We start from the raw sequence: 20,339 nt of genomic DNA, 5'->3' as shown, positions 1-20,339 counted from the left end.
GATCGCAACCTGGCAAGGGATCGGCGATTTTTCGGGGCGATCTCCGTCGAGGTCCGGTGTCGCAGCGGGTGCAGGGGCGGTGCCGGGGCCGCTACCGGGGCGCTGCCGGGGTGGTGTGAGGGCCGCTACCGAGGCGCTGCCGGGGCAGGCGCCGGTGCCGCTATGGGGCGCTGCCAGGCCGGTGGCGTGCGGCGGCGGGGTCAGTGCAGGGCGGCCGGGCGGGGCTCCTCGATCGGCACGTAGTCGTGGCGCATGCCGTGGTCGCCGAGCCACTGCCGCAGCCCGGGCACCGCCGCCGGGTTGGCCGCGACCTGGGCGGCGTACTCCGACAGCGCCACCTCCTCGCCGTCGTCGTAAAGCAGTCGCGCGGGCCCCGACCACGACAGCGTCCACTTGGCCTGGCCGAGCTGGATCAGCACCGCCTCGAGCGCCTGGCCGAGCACCCCGGCGAGCAGCGTCGGCGACGGGTTCCAGCCCTGCTCGAGCAGCTTGGCCTCGAGCTCGGCCTGCCGCCCGCGGGCGATCGCCTCGAACGCCGCGTCCAGGTACGGCCGCGAGGCCCCCATCACCTGCTGGCCCGCGATCGCCAGGTCGTGCAGGGCCTCGGCGTTGCGCGCCGCGTACATGCCGTGCGCGACCAGCTCCTCCCACGGCACCGGGCGCAGCGTCATCAGCGCCTCAGGGCTCCACATCGACTGCTCGACGGCCTGCACCGCCACGTTGGGATCGACGAGCAGCGTCAGCGCCGAGCGCGGGTCCGGCACCTGCTGCGGTTCGGGCAGGTGCTCGATGGCCGCGAGGCGCTCGGCCAGGCTCGGGTGGGAGTCGTACGGCGAGACCTCCTCGGGCTGCTCGGCAAGCTTGGCGATCTGCGCCTGCCGCTCGGGGTCGCTCATCAGCGCGTGGAACCCGCCGAACACGGACGCCGGCCTGGCGCCGCCCGCCCCGGTCAGGACGAGGTAGTTCTCGGCGTACAGCGCCCAGCCCGCCGCCGTCGCGTGGATCTTGCGCAGCGCGCCCGCCATGGCCTGCCGGCCGCCGATCGCCACCGCGAACCGGTCGGCCTCCAGCTCCTGCTTGCGCGAGACGGCCTGGGAGATGCGCAGGTAGAGCTTGGCGTACCAGGTGAACAGGCGCTGCACGAACGGGTGGTTCTGCAGGCCCTGGACGGTCGCGATCAGCGAGACCCTGCCGCGGTAGACCGGCGCGCCCAGCCGGGTGTGCGCGCCGCTGTAGTGGCCCAGCTCGTGCCCGAGCACCGCGCGCAGCTCGTCCACGGTGAGCGTCTGCAACAGCGGCAGGCCGATGAACATCCGCCGCTTGGTCGCCTTCATGCCGAGGAACTTGGTGTCCTCCGACACCGCCGCGTTCACCTCGGGGACCAGCCGGATCTCGTCCGGCGGCGCCGTACGGACGCGCTGGGCCAGCTCCTCGACCGTCTGCCACAGCACCGGCTCGTGCTCGCGGCCCACCGCCACGCCCGGCTGCTCGCCCCCGCGGCGGCGGCTGACCATCACCAGCGCGCGTACGAGAGCGCCCGCCGCCAGCGTCAGCACGACCGCGAACTTGACCAGATTGGTGTGGAAGTCCACGAAAAGCAGCACGTCGAAGAAGACGGCGGCTGCCAGAATGAGGCCGACCAGCACGTAGAAGCCGGCGAGCAGGGTGAAGGCCAACACCGCTCGGAATGCTGTCGTCATGGGGGAGGGCTCCCGGGGCAGGGGTTCTCGCGAGGCTTGACACTAGCGGAGAGACGAAACTGGAGAAAATCACCGCACATATGGCGTACTACGACGAGCACGACCAGGAGCGTTGGGTTCCCGAGCCACCCGGCAATCCTCAGCGTTCCGCCTTCGAACGGGACAGAGCTCGCGTGCTGCACAGCGCCGCGCTACGCAGGCTGGCCGCCAAGACGCAGGTCGTCGGCCCCGTCGAGACGCTCGGCGGCGGCCAGCACATCCCGCGCACCCGCCTCACGCACTCGCTCGAATGCGCCCAGGTGGGCCGCGAGATGGGCGCCACGCTCGGCGTCGATCCCGACCTGGTGGAGACCGCCTGCCTGGCGCACGACCTCGGGCACCCGCCGTTCGGGCACAACGGAGAGGTCGCGCTCAACGCGCTCGCCGCCTCATGCGGCGGCTTCGAGGGCAACGCGCAGAGCCTGCGCCTGCTCACCAGGCTGGAGGCCAAGGTGCTCACCGAGGACGGCCGCAGCGCCGGGCTCAACCTCACCCGCGCCGCGCTCGACGCCTCCATCAAGTACCCCTGGACGTGCGACAAGTCGCCCAAGTTCGGCGTCTACCACGACGACCTGCCGGTGTTCGAGTGGATCAGGCAGGGCGCGCCCGATGGCCGGGTGAGCTTCGAGGCGCAGATCATGGACTGGGCCGATGACGTCGCCTACTCCGTACACGACCTGGAGGACGCCCTGCACTCGGGGCACGTCACCCCCGAGGCGCTGCGGTCGCGCCGGGAGCGCGCCGACGTCTGCGACACCACCCGCACCTGGTACGCCCCCGGAGCCGACCTCAACGAGCTGGAGGAGGTCTTCGCCAAGCTGATCGACGACCCGCTGTGGCCCCGCCACTTCGCGGCCACGCTCGCCGACCTGGCCGGGCTGAAGGCGCTGACCAGCGGTCTCATCGGCCGCTTCTGCCGCTCTGCGCAGGCCGCCACCAAGGAGGTGCACGGAGCGCGGCACCGCGCCGACCTCGTCGTGCCGCGCGCCACCCGGCTGGAGTGCGCGCTGCTCAAGGGCGTCACCGCGCACTACGTGATGGCCACCGAGTTCCACCACGCCAACCAGGCCAGGCAGCGCGACCTCATCACCGAGCTGGCCTCACTGATCACGCTCGGCGCGCCGGAGACGCTGGAGCCCGCCTTCAGGCCCGCGTTCATCGAGGCGCCCGACGACCCGGCCCGCATACGCGTGGTGATCGACCAGATCGCCTCGCTCACCGACACCTCGGCCGTCGCCTGGCACCGCCGCCTTTCACGCTGACCGCTCAGGCCGTCGCCTGGCACCGCTGCCTTTCACGCTGACTGCGCGAGGCTCAGACGGCCATCCGCCTCAAGAAGCGGTCGTCGGGTTGAGCGTGACGATCTCCTCCTCGCGCGGCTTGCGCTTCTTGGGCTTGCTCGTCGGCTTCGGGGTGCTGGACGTCGTCGTCTGCACCGGCGCCACCACCTTGCCGACGCACTGCACGGTGCAGGGCGGGGTCTCGCCCAGCTTCTTGCGCAGCTTCAGCGTCTCCTCGCGGGGCGAGAGCGTGCGGTTGCCCTTACGCCAGGCGTCGAGGTAGTCCCACGGCTTGACCATGCCCCTGCGCACCCACCAGTAGGCCGGGCCGGTCTTCCACGAGATCGCGAAGTAGAGGTTGGACCCGGTGTCGCGGGCGTTGCCCGACCTGCCCACCTTCCCCAGCACCTGGCCGCCCTTGACCTTCGTGCCGGGCTTGATCCCGTCGGCGACGGAGGAGAGGTGGCCGCCGAGGTAGCGCACGCCGTCGGCCCCGATGATCGTGACGAACTTGCCCTCGCGCGCCGCCCCCGCGTCCGTGGCGGGCGACCAGTTGTCGGTGAGGTTGACCTCGTCGACCACGCCGTCCACGGGCGCGACGAACGAGCAGCCCTCCTTGGCCCAGATCGTCGTCTTGGGCAGCACCAGGAGTTTGCGCTGGTAGCTGACCTTACAGCCCTTCACGGGGAAGGTGTAGGTGTACTTCGACAGCTTCGGCGGCGGCACCTTGACCGGGTCGTCGCCCTTGGGTCGCTCGGCCGCCTGGTGCTCCGGGGTCGGAGCGGGGCTCGCCGTCGGCGTCGGCTCGGCCGCCGTCCCTCCGGCGGGGCCCGATGCGGGAACGGTGGCGGGAGGCGTGGCCGAGCGGCCCACGCCGACTCCCGCGAGGCCAGTGGCCTGGGTGCAGGCACCGGTCAGCAGCACGGCGCCCGTGACGGCCGCCCAACGTCCGATAAGCCCCGATCGCATGTTCTCCACCCGTGTCACCGTTTCCACCGACAACCTTTACCTTTGTAGCCGACCGGGAGCCCCCGCATTGCCGCTTTCCCCCTTTAGCAGCCGCGTGGTGACCCTCCGCTACCTCCCCGTTTCCCGCGCCGTGAACACCCGTGATCTGCCATGCCGGGGACACCCGCACTCCCATGTCAGGGCGGCCCACTCCCCATGCCGGGGACACCCACGACGAGCAGAACCGTCGGTGGGGCGGAATAGACTTCCCGGCGTGGCTGGCCGGATCCGTGACGTCGACATCGCGCTCGTGCGCGAGCGCTCTCCCATCGCCGATGTGATCGGCGAGCACATCCAGTTGCGCAACGCCGGGGGCGGCAATCTCAAGGGGTTGTGCCCGTTCCACGACGAGAAGACGCCGTCGTTCAACGTCACGCCCGAGCGGGGCATGTTCTTCTGCTTCGGCTGCGGCGAGGGCGGCGACGTGATCACGTTCGTCGAGAAGATCGAGCACCTTTCGTTCACGGAGGCCGTCGAGCGGCTCGCCCAGCGGGCCGGCATCCAGCTCCAGTACGAGCAGGGCGGCTACGTCCCCAGGCGCGACCACGGCGAGCGCGCCCGCCTCATCGAGGCCCACCGCATCGCCGCCGAGTTCTACGCCGAGAAGCTCATGAGCCCCGAGGCGGCTCCGGGGCGGCGCTTCCTGTCCGAGCGCGGCTTCGAGCGTGCCGACGCCGAGAAGTTCGGTGTCGGGTACGCGCCGGCCGAGTGGGAGGCGCTGACCCGCCACCTCCTGGGCCGCGGATTCACCGTCGACGAGCTGGTGAAGGGCGGCCTGGCCAGGGAGGGCAGGCGCGGGCCCATCGACCGGTTCAGGGGCCGGCTGATCTGGCCGATTCGGGACGCCACGGGCGATGTGATCGGTTTCGGCGCACGTAAGTTGCTCGATTCCGATGATGGCCCGAAATATCTCAATACACCTGACTCGCCGCTTTACAAGAAGAGCCAGGTCCTTTATGGAATCGATCTTGCAAAGCGCGAGATCTCCAAGCGCGCGCAGGCCGTGATCGTCGAGGGCTACACCGATGTGATGGCCTGCCATCTCGCCGGCGTGCCCACCGCCGTGGCCACGTGCGGCACCTCGTTCGGCGAAGAGCACATCAAGGTTTTGCGGCGTTTCCTGCTCGACCAGGCCGAGTTCCGCGGCGAGGTGATCTTCACTTTCGACGGCGACGAGGCGGGTCAAAAAGCGGCGCTGCGGGCGTTCGCCGACGAGCAGAAATTCGTCACGCAGACGTACGTCGCGGTGCAGAGCGACGGGCTCGACCCGTGCGACCTGCGCGTCAAGCAGGGCGACGCGGCCGTGCGCGACCTCATCGCGAGCCGCGAGCCGCTGTTCCAGTTCGCGATCAGGAGCACGATCTCCCGCTACGACCTGCGCAGCAACGAAGGCAAGATCGCCGCGCTCGACGCCGCCGCGCCCATCGTGGCCGGCATCAAGGACGCCGGGCTGCGCAAGCGCTACGCCATCGACCTCGACCGCTGGCTCGGGTTCATGGACGAACGCTTCGTCATGCAGCGCATCTCCGAGGTCTCCGGCGCCCAGCAGGGCCGCCGCAGGCGCGCACCGCAGGCGGCGCCCGTCGATCCGAGCGCGCGGGTCGAGGGCGAGCTGCTCAAGCTCGCCGTGCAGCGGCCCGCGCTGCTCGGGCCGCGCTTCGACGCGCTGGAGGCCGACGCGTTCACCACGCCCGAGCACGCGGCGCTCCACCGCGTCATCATGGCCGCCGGCGGCGTCGTCTCGGCCGGCCACGGCGGCCGCGAGTGGGTCGACCGGCTCATGGAGCACGCCCACGAGGAGGGCACGCGGGCGCTGGTCACCCGCTTCGCCGTCGAGCCCATCCACGCCGACGCCCACGCCGAGGAGCGCTACGCCAACGACATCATGGCCGCCGCCGAGGCGATGCCGGTCGACCGCGCCATCGCCCAGGTCAAGTCCCGCATCCAGCGGCTCAACCCGGTGGAGGAGCAGCAGGAGTACAACAAGCTGTTCGGCGAGCTGGTAGCACTGGAACAACGCCGCCGCGTCCTCCGCGACCGCCTCGCCGGCGGCTGACCCGCTTCGGCCGCCGCGCACCGGCCTCTTGCGGCGGCTCACCACCACAACGACGGCGTCCGCCCGAACGGAGCAGGCTCGCTGTGGCCTGTGGCCTGTGGCCTGGGGACGGGCCGATCCCGGCGGCCGCCTGCTTCGGCCACGGAGCCCCGCTTCCGGGGCCTCGCGACGGCTGCCCCGTGGGGCCTGTGGCCTGGGCAACGGACCACTTCCGGCGGCTTCCTGCCCCGGCCGCGAGGCGCCGCTTACCGGCGCCTCGCGGCGGTTGCTCACGGCTGACCTGCGGGACTGTCCTACGGGCGGATGAGGGGCCTGCTCGCCGCCCGCGCGACGGCCCCCGCAGGCGAGCGTCCCACCGCCATGTGCGGCGGTGTCGCGGGCGGCTGAGCCGGTCCTGCCCGCGGGCCTACCGTGTGGCCGGTGCGGGTGCCCTGTGGGCGGTTGAGGGTTCTCGTATGCGGCGCTGATGCGCGTGGCAGGTGGGCCGCATGAGCGGCTCCAGCGCGCCGCTGTGGGCGATCCGGCCACCTGAGCAGCCCCAGCCCGCATCCTTGCACGGCAGCCGAGCAGGACGCCCGGACACCGTTGCCCACGGCCTGCGCGTCAGCCTCGTGAGCGGCTGAGCGTGGCGTCATGCTCCCCGTTCGCCGTGTCGCCACCGGTCACCCGCGACGCGTGTGCGGACAGCCGTCTGAGCGGGCCCGGCGGCAGCGTCGCGCGATGCGGCCACCCGAGCGCCCCATCGCGCACGGTCGGCGCGACCGCCTAGCGGGACGGCCGAACCGCTCTGGCACCTGCACTGCGCAGCGGCTTCGTGGGCGGCTGAGCGCCCCGACGGCAGCTCTGCGCGGCTGCTCGGCGGGCGGGCGGAAGCCTCACCGTCAGCGATGCGCGGCTGCTCGGTGGGCGGGCGGAAGCCTCACCGTCAGCGATGCGCGCCTGCTCGGCGGGTGGACGCAAGCTCCCACCGGCAGCGCTGGGCGGTTGCCTGACGGGGCGTGAGCGCAGCATTCGCAGCCTGTGCGACCGTCGTGCGGGCGGCCCTGCCACGCCCCGTCCCGTCCCGCCAGCCCGTGCCTGGCCATGTGCGGGGCCCCGCTCGCCCATTCCGGGCGAGTGCGCCGCGTGCGGGGGTCCCTGAGCATCCCGGGCCGCCCTCCGAGCCGTCCCGCGCGGCGTTTCGAGGGGGCTGAACGGTGTTCAGAGTCGTCGCTCAGGTAACAGTTTTGCAGCGGGCTTGGCAGCGAAACCGGGTGGTTGACCAGGAAACTTGGCGCGGTCCAATGCTGGACAAAGCAGGCGTGCAACGGGGAAGAAGGCAGCGAAAGAGATGCGTCCGGCCAGACGTCGTCGCCGGGCGCGTGATTCCCAGACCGCGTAATTGACTTTACTTTCCTGATCAAACTCGGGCCAAACCTTATTGCGATCTCAATTCGGCAAAGACGATCGTCTTACCTTCGGTGACAAAAATGGGTCTGCCATTTGATGGAACCAATACTGCAGACTGTCCTTCGTGGGTGCATCGGTGCTGCCAAGTGGACCGCCATCCGTAGATCAGGTGGCGGACCTCGTCGCGAAAGGAAGGGAGCGCGGGAGCGTAACCGTCGATGACGTCGCAGCCGCGCTTGACCGATCCGAGCTGCCGTCCGACGCGCTGGAACGCGTCGTGCGCATGCTCGCCGAGAACGGCGTGGAGGTCCTCGAGCCACAGGGCGACGAGGAATCCACCCGCGCCGATGAGGAGGACGTAGGCAAGCGGGCGCCGACCAGCGATCTCGTCCGTATCTACCTGCGGGAGATCGGCCGGGTGCCCCTGCTGACCGCTGAGGAGGAGGTGGAGCTCGCCAAGTCGATCGAAGCCGGCCTGTTCGCCGAGGACAAGCTGGCGAACGGGGTCTCGCCTCTGGCCTTCCCTGAGTTCAGGGAGCTGGTCTGGCAGGGCACGCGGGCCAAACAGCGGCTGATCGAGGCCAACCTCAGGCTCGTGGTGTCCATCGCCAAGCGGTACGTGGGCCGCGGCATGCTGTTCCTGGACCTGATCCAGGAGGGCAACCTCGGTCTGATCCGGGCGGTCGAGAAGTTCGACTACACCAAGGGCTACAAGTTCTCCACGTACGCCACCTGGTGGATCCGTCAGGCGATCACCCGGGCCATCGCGGACCAGGCGCGGACCATCCGCATCCCCGTGCACATGGTGGAGACCATCAACAAGCTGGTCAGAGTGCAACGCCAGCTGCACCAGGATCTCGGTCGCGAGCCGGTGCCCGAGGAGATCGCCAAGGAGATGGACCTCCCGGTCGATCGGGTGGTCGAGATCCAGCGCATCGCCCAGGAGCCCGTGTCGCTGCAGTCGCCGATCGGCGAGGAGGACTCCGACCTCGGTGACTTCATCGAGGACGCCGACGCGGTCGTGCCGATGGAGGCCGCTGCCTTCATCATGCTGCAGGACCAGCTCGACGACATCCTCGCCACGCTCTCCGACCGGGAGCAGCGCATCATCCAGCTCCGCTTCGGCCTGGCCGACGGGCATCCGCGCACCCTGGAGGAGGTGGGCAGGGAGTTCGGCGTCACGCGGGAGCGCATCCGCCAGATCGAGTCGAAGACGCTGGCCAAGCTGCGCCACCCGACGCGCGCGCAGATGTTGCGGGACTACCTGGACTGATCAGGGACGACGGGGGACGGCCACGGCCGTCCCCTTTCCCCTGCCCCCTACATCTTCGAGCCCGTTACGAGCAGCCCTCGAACTGGGGCACGGCGACGGTGTCCAGGGGCAGTGACCCGCCGAACCACTTCTTCAGCAGCTTCTCGGCCGTCCCGTCCTGGTACATCTCGGTGATCGCGCGGTTGACCTCCTCGCAGCCCGCCACGTCGTCCTTCCGCAGCCCCACGCCGGTGCGCTGCTCGTTGAACTGGGCGTTGTTCAGCGTCAGCCCCGAGCCGTCCTGCTTGGCCAGCCCGGCCAGGATGACGTCGTTGGTGGTGACGGCGTCCACCTGGCGGTTCTTCAGCGCCGCCAGGCACTGGGCGTAGTCGCGCACCGGCACCACCTGCGCCTTCACCCCGCGCTCGTCCACGACCCGCTGGGCCGCGTTCGCGCCCTGCACCTCGCAGATCCGGCGCCCCTCCAGCTCGCGCACGTCGCCGATCCGTTCGCCCGGCCTGGTCAGGATGTCCTGGTACGAGATGTGGTACGGCCCCGCGAACAGCACCCGCTGCTTGCGGTCCTGATCGATCGTGAACGTGGCCAGCACCATGTCGGCCCGCCCGTCGGCGAGCACCTTCTCCCGGTCGGCGGCCAGCACGCCGCGGAAGGTGAACTCCTTGTCCAGCTTCCCGGCGATGTAGGCGGCCACGTCCACGTCGAAGCCCTCGAACGTGCCCTTCGCACGCTCGAACCCGACCGACGGCAGGTCGGAGCGCACCCCGATGACCAGCCGGTCCTTGTCGAGGATCGACTCCCGCCCGTCCGCAGCGCAGCCCGAGACCGCCACCGAGGCCAGGAGCAGCGCCACCGTCAGCACTCGCTTCATCGGTACTCCTTGAGTCGTGGCCACACCCCGGCGATCACCAGCAGCCCGATCGCGCCGATGGCGTAGGGGAGCAGCCGCCACAGGTCGTCGAGCGCGCCCTCGCCCTGCGCGGTGGCCCGTGCGAGCACCCCCTGGTGGGTGCCGGCCAGCGCCTTCAGCGCGTCGTCGTAGGCGGTGAACGCGCCCGTGACGGGCCCGATCCTGGCGGCGACGGCCTCGTTCGTCCGCTTCTCGTCGACCAGCGCGCGGAACTTCTCGTCCTCCGTCTGGAACGCCTGGTACGCGCGGAAGACCGCATGCCCCTGAGAGCCGACGAGCTCGGGCCCCAGCATGCCGAGGAAGTTCGTGGAACCCGCGGTCACCTGGTCGTGGTAGGCGTCCAGGTTGCCGACGTCGTAGAAGACGAGCGACAGCGACTTGTCGAAGTACGTGTGCTTGTAGGTGTCGGCGCGCTCCTCGTCCAGCAGAGCGCGGCTCTGGTCGCCCTGCATGCTGTTGCTGATCGCCCGCGCCTTGGCCAGCGTCAGCACCGAGTCGAACCCCGTGTTCTTGGCGGTGCGCAGCGCCTGCTCGTCCTGGCCGAGCACGTGCACGCCGAACCCCAGCGCCACCGCCGTCGTCACGGTCGCCACCACCAGGGCGGGCCCGAACACGCGGCGGAAGCGGCGCGCCAGGAACACCTGGAGCCAGATCAGGCAGCCCAGCGCGATCAGCCCGGTCACCACGACGACGGCCCGCCACAGCGGCACCCACAACGCCTTCTCGTCGTAGGTGGCGCGCACGATCGTGCCGTTCTCCAGCGTCAGGTTGTACGCCTGCGGCAGCAGCACCTGCCGCATGAGGTCGGTGGCCTCCCGATAGGTCCGCACCACCTCCTCGGGCGGCGGTCCCGCCGCGTGCCCCGCCTTCTCGTCGAGCAGCAGCGCCTGACCGGCGAGCATGTCGTAGCGGCCGAGACCGTCGAGTATGGACCGCACGGTCGTGCGCTCGGCCTCGTCGTCGAGCGACAGCTCGTACGCCTTCAGCAGCGCCGCTCCCGCCTCGGCCCGCCGCTTGTCGTAGGCCTTCGTGGCCTCCTGCCGCTGCTGCGGGTAGTCCTTGCCCATCACCAGCGCGTTCGCGACCTGCGCGTCCATGTCGCTGAGCGCCAGGTAGAGCCCGGCGGTGGCGACGACCTGCGGGCCGGCGTCGCGGCCGATCACCCGCAGCCCCTCGCGGGCACTGGAGCCGCCGGCGGCGAGCGCGGCGAACAGCAGAGCCAGCGACACGATCGTGACGCCGGTGATGAGGCGGATCCGGCCGGGGACGCTGCGCCGGCGCGCGGGCGGGGGAGCGGCGGGTGCCCGGGTGACGGCGCCCGCCGGGGTCTGCACCATCGTCATGGCGTGCCCTCCCTGATGGTGATGACCGTCCAGGCGCCCAGGTGGATGCGGTCGCCGGGGCCGACCCTGGTCGGCACGTTGGTCTGCAGCGTGCGGCCGTTGACCTGGGTGCCGTTGGAGGAGCCCGGATCCACCAGCAGCCACCCGCCGTCGGGCTGCGCGAGCAGCACCGCGTGCAGGTGGGAGACGCCGGGGTCCTCGGGCGGCCCGGTCAAATCGATCTCGGGCGTGATGTTCCTGGCCCTGCTGCGCCGCCCGATGCGCACCTGCTCGCCCAGCAGCGGGAAGGAACGCTCGGGACAGTACGGCGGGAACTGCATCGCGGCGGCGTCCGGCCCGCCCTCGGCGATGACCTTGTCGAAGTACGCCCGGTCGGCGGCGGCGACGGCCTCCCACGGCACGCCGGTCACGGGGACGGGGCCGGCGTGGCGCCGGTGAAGTCGTGGCCGCACACCTCGCAGAACTGCCCCGCCCTGGGCGTCTGGCAGATCGGGCAGTTCTCGGCCGGCTGCGCCTGCGTCTCAGGCTGGGGAGCTTGGGCTCGGGGCTGGGGCCGCGACACCGGCCGGGCCGGCGGGGCCATCTGGATGCCGCAGACGTCGCAGTAGTCGTCGGCCCCCGACGCGTGTCCCTGCGGGCAGGTCGCCATCAGCTTCCCTCCTTCCGCAGCCGGCTGGTGCGCACCGACCCGGTGTCCAGCTCGATCTCGTCGGCCTTGTCCACGTGGCGCCGCAGCCGCGCCGTGCCGGTGGCCGGATCGACCTCCACCACCTTCTCCAGCAGCCGCGCGGTGTCCTCGCGGCCCGACTCCTCGGCCAGCCGGTGCGCCTTGGCCAGGCGCGCGGTGGCGGTGTCGGCGTCGCCCATCGCGCGGGCGCTCAACCCCTCCTGGATCAGGTCGTGCAGCTCGGCCTGGCCCGTGTAGTGGGCGACCTTGCGGTTGATCTGGGTGGACGCCGCCAGGTCGTCGGTCCACTGCGCCAGCACGTTGCCGCTGGCCAGGACCTCCTGGGTGTCGGGGCGTACCAGCTTGACCCAGCCCGCCCGGATCTCCTGGCCGATCTGCCCCTGCGGCACCTCGACGCAGATGTGGTACTCGCGCTCCTCCTGCCCCCACGAGCCGGTCGGGTAGTCGCCGGTCAGCGGGTTGACGTCGGTGCGCTTGCCGGTCAGGTCGAGCAGCGTGGGCGAGACCTGCTTGACGAACTTCAGCCGCGCCGCCTGCGGCGTCCACACCCGCAGCGACAGCTCCGCCACGGTCTTGCTCATCGACGCCTGCGTCAGCCTGCGGAAGTACTCCGGCAGGTCCTCTTGGTTGCGTACGAAGTCGAACGTGCCCAGCATCGCCTCGGCCACCTTGCGCAGCTCGGCCGGCACCCAGTCGTCGCCCACGCCCAGGCTGTCCACCACGAACTTGCCGCTCCAGGCCGCCAGCACGTTGGCGAAGGTGTCCTCGCCCTCGTTGTTCTGCCCGTCGGTCATCAGCAGCGCGTGTTTGATCGCCGAGGGGTGCGCGGTCAGCAGGTGACCCGCCATCTTGATCCACGCGCCGATCGCGGTGCCGCCGTGCGCGGTCAGCTTGGAGATGGCCCGTTCGGCCTCGGCCCTGGTCGCCGGGTTCGCCACGGCCAGGCCGTCGCGGCTCGTGGGATAGACGACCCTGGCCCGGTTCGTTCCCGAGATCACCGCGAAGTGCACGCCGTCGCGCAGCGTCTGCACCGCCGTCGTCGCCGCCATCCTGGCCTCGCGGATCTTGCTGCCGCTCATCGAGCCCGACGTGTCCACGATGATCACCTCGGCCGCCTCCGTCGAGGCCGCCTGGACGGTCGCCGCCCCCGTCGCGCTGACGGTCAGGATCGCGTGCACCTCGCGGCCATCGAGAGGGAGGTACTTGTTCTGGTCGATGGTCAGCGTGAAGGCAGGCTGGTCACTCATGAGCCTCTCCTAGGGGGATCACGACGATGGTCACGTTGTCCTGGCCACCGGAGTCGAGCGCGTGGCGCAGCATCTCGCGCGCCATCTCGACCGGGGTGCCGGACGCGGGGAAGGCGTAGCCCTCCAGGTAGCGCCACAGGCCGTCGCTGCACACCAGCAGCAGGCCGGGCCTGGGCGGGGTGAGGGTGCGGACGTGCGGCGCCGCGCCGTCGGCGTCGGCGCCGAGCCAGGCGGTGATCTCGCCGGTCGCCACCACGTCGTCCTCGGTCAGCAGCTCGCCGCCGGGCAGCAGGTACGCCCGCGTGTCGCCGGCCCACGCCAGCCGCACGCGTCCGCCTGGCTCGGCCACGGCCGAGACGTACGTACAGGCGGGCGCGTCGTCCAGCGAGGTCGCCAGCTTGGCCACCGCCCGCCCGGCCAGCGCGAACGCCTCCTCCTCCGGCAGCCCCCTGGCGAGCGCCGCCGCCGCGGTCTCGACGGCCACCGCGGACGCCTCGTCGGCGCGGGGCGAGCTGCCCACGCCGTCGCACACCACGGTCACCACCGAGCCGCCCGCCTCCAGCAGCGCCACCGCGTCCTCGTTGCGGGCCCGCCGCAGCCCCTTGTCGGTCAAAGCGGCGGCGCCGCCCGGCAGCACCAGCTCGGCGTGGTCGCGTCCGGTCGGCTGGCGCAGCCCGCACCGCTCGCAGTAGCCGTCGGCGTCCACCGCCGCCGCCCCGCACGAGGCGCAGGTGGGCGAGCCCAGCGGATGCCCGCACGCCTCGCAGTAGGAGTCGCCGGGCATGACGGACATGTCGCAGACCGGGCAGGCCGGCCCGTTGCCGCCCATCACCACCACGTCCTGGGCCGCACCGAGTTGGCGAGGTCGATGAACGCGTGCCGCTCCTGCCGCGAGTCGGCGTGCGCGGCGAGCCTGCGGTAGATCGATTCGAGCCGCCGGCGCAGCCCCTGCTCGGTGAACGGCGCGCCGGCCAGCGTCAGGTCCTTCGGCGGTGACGGCGGGCCGGTCTCCAGCCAGTCCAGCGCCCCGCGCAGCAGCTCGGCGGTGAGCACGTCGCGCTGCCGCCCGTCGATGCCCTTCAGCCCGGTCACCCGCTCGACGGCGGACACCAGATCGGACGGCGTGAGCCCGCTCAGGTCCGGCCGCCGCACGACCGAGGCCGCCAGCGCCACCTGCGCCGCCACCCGGTAGACCGACGTCGAGGGCACCTCGTCCAGCACGTTCATCCGGCCCGACCTGGCCAGCCCGAACGCCGCGCTGACGTAGGCGCGGTCGGTGCGCCAGACGAGGTCGTACCAGCCGGCCGCGGGCCTGCCCGCGCACTCCAGCGCGAAGGCGAGCGCCAGCTTCGGCGCGGGCTCGCCGGGCAGCGCCGACAGGCACGCGTCGAAGCACGTCACCGCCATGTCCGCCTGGCCGCCGGCCAGCGCGAACACCCCGCGATACCAGGTGACCCGCCAGTCGCCGGGCAGCTCGTGGTCGAGGTCGTCCAGCGCGGCCGGCGCCTCGGGCGAGACGTCCTCGGCCAGCAGCCTGACCCGCATCAGCTTCGTCTCCGGCGTCTGCGTCATCCCGGCGAGCTGGGCGAGCAGCTCAGGCCCTTCGCTGCCGAGCAGACCGGCGAGCGCGCCCGCCGCCGGGTCGCCAGGGTCGGTCAGCGGCACCGGCAGCGCCGCCGCGGCCGCCCGCGGGTCGAGCGGGCCGAACACCTGCTCGCGCGACTCCGACAGCGCCGTCCCGACCGCCGTGCGCTCCGGGCCGAACAGGGACGACATCGCCGGGTACGGCACGCCCTCCTCGAGCGCGCAGACCTCCCGCAGCACGCCGACGAGCTGCTCCTCCATCTCCCACGCGCTCTGGAACCTGTCGGCGGGATCCGGCGCGGTCGCCCGCCGCAGCAGCCGGGTGAACGACGGGTGCCCGCAGTCGTCGGGCAGCGGATTCGGCACGCCGCCCGACGTCGGGCTCCAGCCGGGGACCGCCAGCACCGCCAGCGTCCTCGCCACCGTGTACAGGTCGGAGGCCACCGACGACGGCCGCGTCTCCAGCTCGGGGGCGTGGTAGCCGGGCGTCACCCACGACGAGCCCACCGGCGAGCCGAACGGCTGCACCGCGCCCATGTCGATGATCTTGAGCCCCTTGCCGACCCTGATCACGTTCGCCGGCTTGAGGTCGCAGTAGACCAGGCCCTGCTCGTGCAGGTAGCCGAAGGCGTGCAGGATCTCGCGCCCGTACATGAGGGCCTCGCGCAGCGGCAGCGGGCCCTGGCGGCGCAGCTCGTGCAGGGACTGGCCGCCGACGTACTCCATGACGATGTAGCTGTGGCCGCCGGCGCGGACGAAGTTGTAGATCTTGACGATGTTGGGGTGGTCGACCGTGGTGAGGAACCTGCGCTCGGCCTCCGCCACCCTGAGCGCCTCGGGGTCCATGGTGTTGAGCAGGCCCTTGAGCACCACCCAGCGGCCGTCCAGGTTCTCGTCCGAGGCGAGGTAGATCCAGCCGAGCCCGCCGTGCGCCAGGCAGCCGAGCACGCGGTACTGATCGCCCACCAGGTCACCCTTGGCCAGCTTCGGCGTGAACGAGAACTGGGTGCCGCAGTGCCTGCAGAACCCGTCGGTCAGCCCAGGACGCCCGTCGCGGGAGCGGCCCACCGGCTTGCCGCAGGCCGAGTTCGCGCAGAACCGCTTCTCCTCCGGCACCTGCGGATCGGCCATCACCGCCGTCGCCGGGTCGCGGTAGGGCACCGACGGCAGGTCGGCGATCGTGGCCAGCACTCCGGCCCGTGACCTGCCGCTGCCCGACGGCGAGCTGACCGACCTGCTCACCGGCCGGGTCTGCAGCGGGTCGGGCGCCGGGCTCGGCGACGTGCTCGGCGACATGCTCGGCGACGCGGCCGCGGGGATCGGAGGCGGGCTCTCGGCCATGCCGCAGAGGTCGCAGTAGCCATCCTCGATCGTGCCCGTGCAGCCGGGCTGCGCGCAGCGGCTCATCACTCACCTCCGTGGATCGCGCGCTGGTAGTCATCGACGGCCGCGGCCGCCCGCGTCAGATCGCACGGGGCGGTCCAGAGCAGGGCGCGCGCCAGCTCGTACCGTTCGGTCGTCTCCGGGTCTTCTGCCAGCCCCTTGCGTACGGCCATTGCCTGGCAGGCGCCGAGCCGCCCGCGCAGCTCGTCACGCCGCGCCAGCAGGCCGTACAGGGCTCTCGCGGTGGTGCGCGCCCGCTCCTCGGCGGCGCGCACCTCGTCCTCCAGGGCCGCGAGCCGCTTGGCCCGCAGCACCCAGGTGCCGGCGGACACGTCGAGCGCGGCCAGCTCCGCCGCCAGCGGCTCGACCCTGCTGCGCGGCTGTGCCTGCGGCGGCAGGGCGATCTTGACGACGACCGCGCCGTGGGCCAGCCGCTCCTCGCTCTCGGCCGCGCGTACGCGATCGAGAGCGGCCACCAGGTCCTCCCTGCGCCGGGCGTACTCGGCCTTGACCGTCACCGCCTGCTCGTGCTCGGCCCGGCCGGCGGCCAGCAGGCCCGCCACCCGGTCGAGGTCCTGCTCGATAGGCGGGCCGAGCGGATCCTCGACGACCGCCGACCGCAGCCGCGCCAGCTCCGCCTCCTCGACCGCGTACGCCGCGCCGGGATCGTCGTCCTCACCCAGCTCGCGCGCCAGCTCCCTGATGCGGCGCAGGTCGGCGGCGGCCTCATCGAGCCGGGGGAGCAGCGCGTTCCACACGGCGTCGATGTCGTTGAGCGCTCCCGTGACCTCCTGGAAGGCGGTGTCCATGCGGATCACGGCCTCGTCGAGCGTCAGCCGCTCGTCGGCCTCACCGCGTAAAGAGCGCCGCTCGACCGGCTTGGCCGCGGCGCGCAGCACCACCGACTCGCCCGCCAGCAGCTCGGTGAGCCGGGCCAGCTGCTCCGCGCCCAGCCGGGTGCGGCTCGCCCTGACCTGCTCGGCCTCCCGCAGCACGGCGCGGTAGGCGTCGTACAGCGACCACAGCGCGGTCAGCGACTCCCTCGCCTTGGCCCAGCGCCGCTCGGTGGCGCCGCGCAGCTTCGCGTCCTTCAGCAGCCGGTACGTGGTGTGGGACTCGAGGTCGAGCAGGTCGCCGGAGATGCGGTCGCGTTCGTCGGCGCGCGTACGCAGGGCGTGATCGGCGCCTTCGCGGCTCATTGGTGGTCCCAGGCTCATCACGCTCCCCGTGAGGAGGCCCCCCGTAGCCCCGTTTATACCGGCTGAACGGCCGGTTCAACGGCTTTAGTTCCTTTAGCTCGGGGACGCCCCTGACTTGTCCCTGATCTAACCCCTGGCCGCCTGCAAACGACTTAACGATCTCTTAGCGTTTCGGACATGGGACGTGTACTTCTGATCGTCGCGGCCGTCATCGCCGCGCTCTTCCTGCTCGGCCCTCTCGTGGGATTCGTCTTCGACCTGCTCAAATGGGCGCTCGTCATCGGCCTGGTCCTCTTCGGCGTCGCGTTCGTGTCGAAGATGCTCAAGCGGACGTAGCATCCCGCCGGATCCCCGGTCATAGTTGGAAGATGGAGGCGCGGCCTGCCGTAGACGATGCCGCGCTCGGGCGCGAGGCTCTGGCCGTGCTCGAGGCGAACTGGACGGGCACGGGCACCGTGCCCGCGCCGGGGCTCTATCCCCACCAGTGGAGCTGGGACTCCGCGTTCATCGTGATCGGCCTGGCCAGGCACCGGCCGGACCGGGCCCGCGACGAGCTGCTCAGCCTGCTGCGCGGGCAATGGGCGACCGGGATGGTGCCCCACATCGTCTTCCACACCCGCGAGGCGTACTTCCCCGGGCCCTCCGTCTGGCGCTCGCAGGAGCACGACGCCGCGCCCGGCGTGCTCACCTCGGGACTCACCGCGCCGCCCCTGCACGGGCTGGCGCTGTGGTGGCTGTACCGCCACACCGGCGACGCCGCGTTCGTCCGCGCGACGTACCCGGCGCTCGCCGCCCAGCACGACTACCTCGCCGCCACCCGCGACATCGGCGGCGCGGGGCTGGCCGCGATCGTGCACCCGTGGGAGTCGGGCATGGACGACAGCCCGGCATGGGACGAGCCGCTCACCGCCGTCCCCGCCCCCCGGTACGGCAACCGCGCCGTCGAGATGGAGGAACGCCACCCAGGCGGCGACCATGACCGCTACGTCTGGCTCGCCATGCGCTACCGCGACGCCGGCTACAGCCCTGAGTACCTGCGTGACGAGCATCCGTTCGCGGTCGAGGACCCGATGTTCAACGGGATCTGGCTGGCCTCCTGCCAGGCCATGGCCGAGCTGGCGCCGCTCGCGGGCGCCGACCCCGCACCCCACGCCGAGCGGGCCGAGCGCATCAGGCAGGGGCTGCTCGACCGTCTCTGGGACGGCTGCTTCTACGCCAGGGACCTGCGTACGGACCGGCTCATCAAGGTGTGCACGGTCGGCTCGTTCGGTCCGCTGCTCGACCCCGAGCTGCCCGCAGGACACCTCCAGGCGGCCGTCGAGACGCTGGAATCGGCCAGGTTCATGGGGGCGTCCGGCTACCCCGTGCCGAGCTGCGAGATCCGCGCCGCCCAGTTCGACCGCACCCGCTACTGGCGGGGCCCCTCCTGGGTGAACACCAACTGGCTGCTGCGCAGGGCCGCCGCCGTGCACTCGCTCGACCACCTCGGCCGCCAGCTCGCCAACGGCACCCTGCGCCTGGTCAGGCAGGCCGGGTTCCGCGAGTGCTTCGACCCCTTCGACGGCAGCGGGCGCGGCTGCCGGGACTTCTCCTGGAGCGCGGCGCTCACCCTCGACCTGCTCGCGGATAACGTGGAGCAATGAGTCTTTTCCGCCGGTTGCCCGCCGACGTGCGCACCTCGTTGAAGACGGAGCGCGGCGAGCGGGTGCTGACCTTCGCCGCATCCGCCGACGGCCACGTGGTGGCCACCAACCTCGCGCTCCACCTCTCCGACGGGACGCGGGTGCCGTACGAGGAGATCGACCGGGCGTCGTGGGACGAGACCGGCATCCACCTGACCACCACCGGCGGCGAGCAGTACCACGAGCTCATCGCCGACCCGCGGCTGCTGCCTGAGACCGTCCGGGAGCGGGTCAACTCCACGATCGTGGTCAACAAGCACGTCAGCCTGCCGGGCAGGGGCGGGGTGCGGCTGGTGGCGCGGCGTCCGCCCGGTGGCGAGGTGCTCGGCTGGACGCTCGTCTTCGACGACGGGCTCGACCCCGACGACCCCGGCCTGCGCGCGCAGGCCGAGCAGGCCCTGGAGGGCGTGCGGCGGAGCATGGGCGTCTGACCCTTAGGGGTCTTCAGGGGTCTTCAGCGGCATGGGCGGGGCGGGCTCAGGCGTGCGGGGGTGTACGCCCGCACACGCCCATGCCGTCTTCTGCGAACTTTCGTGAGAAGGGGTCAGTACGGGATGCCGCTCTCGCGGGTCTTCGGCTCGACGTTCTCCTCATCCGGCCAGCCGGTGCCCGTGTCGGGCTGATGCTCGTGCGAGCCGAGGAACGGGATCCGCCGCTGCAGCTGATCGCCCACCTTCGTCCTGGCCTTCCCCACGACCTTCGACGCCTGCGCGCCGACGATCCCGGCCACTTCCTGCACCCGGGGGTTGTCGGCGACGCGCTGCGCCGCCTGCTTGATCTGCTCGTAGCGCTCGCGGCCGGCGCGGCTGCCCAGCACGTAGCCGATCGCCAGACCGACAGCGAATGTCATCCGATAACGCATGTTGCACCTCCGCTGTCTCGGGCCTACCCCGCTCACGATGCGACACGCACTCCGAGAGTGCGCTAATCTATTCGTGCGCACCGCGGAGGGGCCGGAAAAGCCCCGACGAAGTGGGCAAACGGTTCGATCCCGCGTAGCTCAATGGCAGAGCAGCCGGCTGTTAACCGGCAGGTTATTGGTTCGAGTCCAATCGCGGGAGCTGCCATCAACCAAGAGGTTGGTAACTCAGGCCCTCTCACCTACGGGTGAGGGGGCCTGAGTCGTTCGCAGGGCCTCCTGACCCGGTCTTCGCAGTCCCAGCCGTCGTTTCCACGGCCGTCCGGCCCGGCCCTCATGGCCCCGGCCGTCGTTTCCACGGCCGTCCGGCCCGGCCCTCGTGGTCCCGGCCGTCGTTTCCACGGCCGTCCGGCCCGGCCCTCGTGGTCCCGGCCGTCGTTTCCACGGCCGTCCGGCCCGGCCCTCGTGGTCCCGGCCGCCGTTTCCAGGGGTTTCGCGCCGTCGCCGAGCGCTCCGCCCGATGGGCGCCGTGCGGAATCCGCCGCCTCCTCCGTGATCGGCTACGCGCTCATGCGCGGCGGCGACATGGCCCATATCGGCCGGCTGCGCCGATCTTCGAGACGCTCAGGCTCCCGACGATAAGTGATCTTCGTCACCCCGGGCGGCATCGGCGCCCCTCCGAAGTCCTTCCGGGGCGGCGAA

18 protein-coding genes and 1 tRNA gene are annotated in these 20,339 nt (G+C 71.6%); 8 read left to right on the top strand and 11 right to left on the bottom strand.

Annotated features, from left to right (window positions below):
- Positions 1 to 200: 200 nt before the first annotated feature.
- The gene (locus WBK31_RS25450; RefSeq protein WP_364056735.1) at positions 201 to 1,679 is read right to left on the bottom strand and encodes a M48 family metallopeptidase; all 1,479 of its coding nucleotides are present in this window, start codon (positions 1,677 to 1,679) and stop codon (positions 201 to 203) included.
- 101 nt (positions 1,680 to 1,780) lie between these two features.
- On the opposite strand from WBK31_RS25450, the gene WBK31_RS25445 reads away from it, so the two are divergent.
- On the top strand, positions 1,781 to 3,001 hold the full coding sequence (locus tag WBK31_RS25445) for a deoxyguanosinetriphosphate triphosphohydrolase (RefSeq protein ID WP_406673287.1): 1,221 nt from the start codon (positions 1,781 to 1,783) through the stop codon (positions 2,999 to 3,001).
- 69 nt (positions 3,002 to 3,070) lie between these two features.
- Here the strand turns inward: WBK31_RS25445 and WBK31_RS25440 are convergent, their stop codons facing one another.
- Positions 3,071 to 3,988: a M23 family metallopeptidase gene (locus WBK31_RS25440; protein WP_378787172.1), complete on the bottom strand. Its 918-nt coding sequence runs from the start codon at positions 3,986 to 3,988 to the stop codon at positions 3,071 to 3,073.
- A gap of 253 nt (positions 3,989 to 4,241) precedes the next feature.
- Here WBK31_RS25440 and dnaG point away from each other — a divergent pair, with 253 nt between their 5' ends.
- A complete protein-coding gene (dnaG, locus tag WBK31_RS25435) occupies positions 4,242 to 6,083 on the top strand; it encodes a DNA primase (RefSeq protein ID WP_378787174.1) in 1,842 nt (613 codons plus the stop codon).
- Positions 6,084 to 7,608: 1,525 nt separating this feature from the next.
- Complete coding sequence (gene rpoD / locus WBK31_RS25430; protein ID WP_364057542.1) at positions 7,609 to 8,745, top strand: RNA polymerase sigma factor RpoD; 1,137 nt, start codon at positions 7,609 to 7,611, stop codon at positions 8,743 to 8,745.
- Between the two features lie 64 nt (positions 8,746 to 8,809).
- Here rpoD and WBK31_RS25425 read toward each other — a convergent pair whose 3' ends face one another.
- From WBK31_RS25425 to WBK31_RS25395, 7 genes are read right to left on the bottom strand one after another with little or no spacing between them, the layout of a single operon-like run.
- Positions 8,810 to 9,613 (bottom strand): transporter substrate-binding domain-containing protein, encoded by an 804-nt coding sequence (locus WBK31_RS25425; protein WP_364056723.1) that lies wholly within the window; start codon positions 9,611 to 9,613, stop codon positions 8,810 to 8,812.
- Positions 9,610 to 10,995: a hypothetical protein gene (locus WBK31_RS25420; protein ID WP_364056720.1), complete on the bottom strand. Its 1,386-nt coding sequence runs from the start codon at positions 10,993 to 10,995 to the stop codon at positions 9,610 to 9,612. Before WBK31_RS25420 ends, WBK31_RS25425 begins: the two co-directional genes overlap by 4 nt.
- Positions 10,992 to 11,405: an FHA domain-containing protein gene (locus tag WBK31_RS25415; protein WP_406673286.1), complete on the bottom strand. Its 414-nt coding sequence runs from the start codon at positions 11,403 to 11,405 to the stop codon at positions 10,992 to 10,994. Before WBK31_RS25415 ends, WBK31_RS25420 begins: the two co-directional genes overlap by 4 nt.
- Positions 11,402 to 11,644, bottom strand: coding sequence for a hypothetical protein (locus WBK31_RS25410; RefSeq protein ID WP_378787180.1), 243 nt, complete (start codon positions 11,642 to 11,644; stop codon positions 11,402 to 11,404). Before WBK31_RS25410 ends, WBK31_RS25415 begins: the two co-directional genes overlap by 4 nt.
- Entirely contained in the window at positions 11,644 to 12,930 is a 1,287-nt protein-coding gene (locus WBK31_RS25405; protein ID WP_364056714.1) for a VWA domain-containing protein, read from the bottom strand. Before WBK31_RS25405 ends, WBK31_RS25410 begins: the two co-directional genes overlap by 1 nt.
- Positions 12,923 to 13,759 carry a PP2C family serine/threonine-protein phosphatase gene (locus WBK31_RS25400; protein WP_406673285.1) on the bottom strand — a complete coding sequence of 279 codons (837 nt, stop codon included), beginning with the start codon at positions 13,757 to 13,759 and terminating at the stop codon, positions 12,923 to 12,925. Before WBK31_RS25400 ends, WBK31_RS25405 begins: the two co-directional genes overlap by 8 nt.
- Positions 13,759 to 15,705, bottom strand: a complete 1,947-nt coding sequence (locus tag WBK31_RS25395) for a tetratricopeptide repeat protein (RefSeq protein ID WP_406673284.1) — start codon at positions 15,703 to 15,705, stop codon at positions 13,759 to 13,761. The genes WBK31_RS25400 and WBK31_RS25395 overlap by 1 nt, the downstream gene beginning before the upstream one ends.
- Between WBK31_RS25395 and WBK31_RS25390 the strand changes: the two genes are divergently transcribed.
- Complete coding sequence (locus WBK31_RS25390; RefSeq protein ID WP_406673283.1) at positions 15,695 to 15,874, top strand: hypothetical protein; 180 nt, start codon at positions 15,695 to 15,697, stop codon at positions 15,872 to 15,874. The two genes, WBK31_RS25395 and WBK31_RS25390, sit on opposite strands and share 11 nt — an antisense overlap.
- A gap of 46 nt (positions 15,875 to 15,920) precedes the next feature.
- Here WBK31_RS25390 and WBK31_RS25385 read toward each other — a convergent pair whose 3' ends face one another.
- Positions 15,921 to 17,096 (bottom strand): hypothetical protein, encoded by a 1,176-nt coding sequence (locus tag WBK31_RS25385; RefSeq protein ID WP_364056702.1) that lies wholly within the window; start codon positions 17,094 to 17,096, stop codon positions 15,921 to 15,923.
- 177 nt (positions 17,097 to 17,273) lie between these two features.
- Between WBK31_RS25385 and WBK31_RS25380 the strand changes: the two genes are divergently transcribed.
- Genes WBK31_RS25380 through WBK31_RS25370 form a run of 3 tightly spaced genes read left to right on the top strand, consistent with a single transcriptional unit; the run spans position 17,274 to position 19,209 of the window.
- Positions 17,274 to 17,432: a hypothetical protein gene (locus tag WBK31_RS25380; RefSeq protein WP_364056699.1), complete on the top strand. Its 159-nt coding sequence runs from the start codon at positions 17,274 to 17,276 to the stop codon at positions 17,430 to 17,432.
- A gap of 32 nt (positions 17,433 to 17,464) precedes the next feature.
- On the top strand, positions 17,465 to 18,739 hold the full coding sequence (locus WBK31_RS25375) for an MGH1-like glycoside hydrolase domain-containing protein (RefSeq protein WP_364056696.1): 1,275 nt from the start codon (positions 17,465 to 17,467) through the stop codon (positions 18,737 to 18,739).
- Entirely contained in the window at positions 18,736 to 19,209 is a 474-nt protein-coding gene (locus WBK31_RS25370; RefSeq protein WP_364056693.1) for a hypothetical protein, read from the top strand. Before WBK31_RS25375 ends, WBK31_RS25370 begins: the two co-directional genes overlap by 4 nt.
- A 113-nt stretch (positions 19,210 to 19,322) precedes the next feature.
- Here WBK31_RS25370 and WBK31_RS25365 read toward each other — a convergent pair whose 3' ends face one another.
- Positions 19,323 to 19,640 carry a YtxH domain-containing protein gene (locus WBK31_RS25365; RefSeq protein ID WP_364056690.1) on the bottom strand — a complete coding sequence of 106 codons (318 nt, stop codon included), beginning with the start codon at positions 19,638 to 19,640 and terminating at the stop codon, positions 19,323 to 19,325.
- Positions 19,641 to 19,767: 127 nt separating this feature from the next.
- Between WBK31_RS25365 and WBK31_RS25360 the strand changes: the two genes are divergently transcribed.
- A tRNA-Asn gene (locus WBK31_RS25360) sits at positions 19,768 to 19,839 on the top strand.
- Positions 19,840 to 20,339 lie beyond the last annotated feature (500 nt).

The sequence above is a fragment of the Nonomuraea sp. N2-4H genome (assembly GCF_045291505.1).
In the GTDB taxonomy this organism is placed as follows: domain Bacteria; phylum Actinomycetota; class Actinomycetes; order Streptosporangiales; family Streptosporangiaceae; genus Nonomuraea; species Nonomuraea fastidiosa.
This window is presented reverse-complemented; position numbering and strand designations above follow the sequence as displayed.